The organism is Robinsoniella sp., from assembly GCF_034124845.1.
In genome coordinates, this window is the sequence record NZ_JAWYAJ010000223.1 from 52,230 (window position 1) to 55,246 (window position 3,017).

Here is a 3,017-nt window from a genome sequence, read left to right on the forward strand (position 1 = left end):
GATTCCGGCCGGGGATATGGATTGTTCGATGCCGCACACCTCTCCTTTGGAGTTCACCATCAGGGGATGCAGGTAATCAAATACCTCCTGAATATCAAAATTATAGGGTGCCTGATTCAGAGGTTCCCACATATCCAGCTCAAATACCTTTGCTCTTGAATCTATAATGGACCATGCCACATCCGGCAGTTCCGTCCCCGTTGCCAGTGCTGTCTGATACTTTTGCAGCAGATCGCCATTTGCCACAGGCGTATATTCGAAGGTTACATTGGGATATTTTTTCTGAAATGCCGCTGTCATTGTTTTATAATAGTTATCATCCCACCCCCACATAGTCAGTGTTCCTTCATAATCGGAAGGCAGCTCTGTATAAGCTTCTGCCCCACCCGCATTTTGGGTCTGATCCTCACTGGAAACGCTGTCAGATGTATTGGTATTCTTCGTGGTTTCTTCCTCTGTTGACTGATTTCCGCATCCGGATAATAACCCGGTTGCCAGAACCGCCGCCGCGGCCAGGCTTGTAAGTTGTTTCATTCGCTTTTTCATTTCCTGATACCTCCTTCTTTATGTACCTGTATCATATCATCCGCACTTTGCTTTTTATACATCACGATCTATATTTTTTGTTCTCATTCTATATATTTCATATTTAATCACTGGTTTTTTCTTCCCACTGAATAGGAAGAAGCACTTTTACCACGGTATATTCATTTATCCTGCTGTCAATCCAGATACCGTATGGTTCTCCATATAAAAACTGGATGCGGTCCCTAATATTTGTAATGCCTATATGTTTGCGCTCCTCTGCTTTTTCTTCCAGTGCTTCACCAGACATAAATTTTCTGATTTTTCCAGAATCCATTCCGACTCCGTTATCCACCACTGTGATCTGTATTTTTTCCTCTGCTTTTTGAATCCTGACCCGTATCTCCCCCTTTGTTTCACCCGGAATGATCCCATGCAGTATAGCATTTTCTACAATAGGCTGAATGCAGGTCTTGGGAATCACGCATTTCTTCAATTCCTCTTCACAGCAAATCTCCACCTGGAATACATCCGGATAGCGGTATCTCTGAATCGTCAGATAGCACTCCACCAGCTGAATTTCTTTTTCTATGGTTGTATAAATGTTCTTTTCCCCCACCTTCAGCGTTTCCTGCAGGGTATGTATGAGCGCATTCACAATCTCCACAATTCGCTTATTTTTTTCAGCAACAGCGATATAGACCACTGTATTTAGTACATTATATAAATAATGGGGATTAATCTGGGACAGCATGATGTCGAACTCCATTTCCTTCTTCTGATGCTCGTCCGCAAGCTTCTCCTCCATATACTGCTGAATCTCTTCCAGCATTTCACGGAAGCGCCGGTAGAGCAGCTCGATCTCATCCCCGGTATGGATGGATAAATTACTTCTTAACTCCCCGTATTCCATCTGCTCCATGGCTTTTGTTAAACGGGTAATGGGGTGTATCATACTTTCTAATATCCTGGATGTCATCACCAGAAGCAGGGTAATGGAAATCACAAAAAACAGCAGAAAAAAGTCCAGGACAAATCTTGACTGCTGCCAAAGATAATTGTTAGACAAAAAAGTGTTTACACTCCATCCGGTAGATTTTACATCTTCCCTGAGCAAATACCCATTTTTTAATTTCTCCACTTTCTGCCCGTTGCTTTCCGTAAGTTTACTAAAATAACTGCTTTCCTTTTCTTCTATTTCCTTCTGATATAAGATGTTTGCAGAATTACCCGTTAAATATACATTTTCATAATCCTTTGCATAATTTGCGATCTGATCGGTAAAATACTTCAGATAAATATCCAGATACAGGACTCCCAGAATCTCCGATGCGCTGTTCATATCCCGGATCACCGTTTTATAGCAGATTACACTTTGGGAAATCTCCGATTCAATGCTATAATAAGGATTGGAAAATACCAGACTATCTTCCGCCTCATACTCCTGAATCTCTTTCAGGGCAAACCTCTCCTGAAAATACACATCTCCCATTAAGTTCCGGCTGCTGTAATATAGCCCATTTGTCCCTTTCAGCATAGAAACCCCGATATAATTCCGCAGGGAATTGTAAAATACCAATTGTTTTCCCACTTCAAATCTCCGCTTGGTCTTGTCAAATTCATTTTTATATGTTTTTTTATTTAAGTTCTCCTGAATGGTCTGATCAATGGCGATACTTCTCGTAAAGTTCTGTATGTCTTTCACCATAAAATCCAGCTGGCTTACAATCTGACGCAGTTTTATCTGTTCATCGTGAATCTTCTGATCCCGTACAATCCGGCTGAAATAGATATAAGCCACAATTGTACTTACAACTGTGGCTGCTGTTAATGCAAATGCAATCTTAGTCAAGATTCTTTTCTTTAAGCTTTTCTTTTCCACCCTGTTTCCCCCATTTTTTATAATCCTGCGGCGTTATCCTCATATACTTATAAAAAATCTGGCTGAAATACTGGCTTGTCTTATATCCCACACGTTCAGCCACTTCTGACACCTGATACTGCCCATCCTCCAGCATTTTCTTAGCCTGGCTGAGGCGATAGTCTGTGAGAAATTTTAAAAAGGTAGTTCCTACTTCCTTTTTAAAAAGCTGCCCTAAGTAAACGCCATTCATTTGAAATTTACATCCTATATAATCCAGCGTCAGTTCTTCCTGAAAATGCTCCTGTATGAAACTTATGATCTGTCTGACATTTACGGAATAGGAGTTCTCTTTCTCCTGCTGTATTTCCATACAGATCCTCCTGCAGCAAGACTCACAATATGCTCTTAACTGGTCAACTGTATAACATGCCTGCTTGCATGTGTCATCATCCATACGAAGCTTATCTTCCCACTTCTTCTCATAATACTGCCAGGTTGATAAGAAGTTTTTCAGTACAGATAAATTCCATTTCGGGCTGTAAAACGCTTGAAACATCCTGTCCAGCCCCCTGCTCCACTCCTCCTCTGCCTGGTTCAGATTCCTGTCCAGCAGTTCAAATTCCTTTAA

The 3,017-nt window shown here is 41.3% G+C and carries 3 protein-coding genes; all 3 read right to left on the minus strand.

All coding sequences use genetic code 11. The annotated features are described in order from the left end of the window. A partial coding sequence (locus ACH2DQ_RS10780) for an extracellular solute-binding protein (RefSeq protein ID WP_395026703.1) occupies positions 1 to 546 on the minus strand: 546 nt, incomplete at its 3' end. Positions 547 to 649: 103 nt separating this feature from the next. Beyond that, on the minus strand, positions 650 to 2,407 hold the full coding sequence (locus ACH2DQ_RS10785) for a sensor histidine kinase (RefSeq protein ID WP_394914283.1): 1,758 nt from the start codon (positions 2,405 to 2,407) through the stop codon (positions 650 to 652). Beyond that, positions 2,370 to 3,017, minus strand: a 648-nt coding sequence (locus tag ACH2DQ_RS10790; protein ID WP_395026706.1) for a helix-turn-helix domain-containing protein, incomplete at its 5' end; no start/stop codon positions are given. The genes ACH2DQ_RS10790 and ACH2DQ_RS10785, both read right to left, overlap by 38 nt.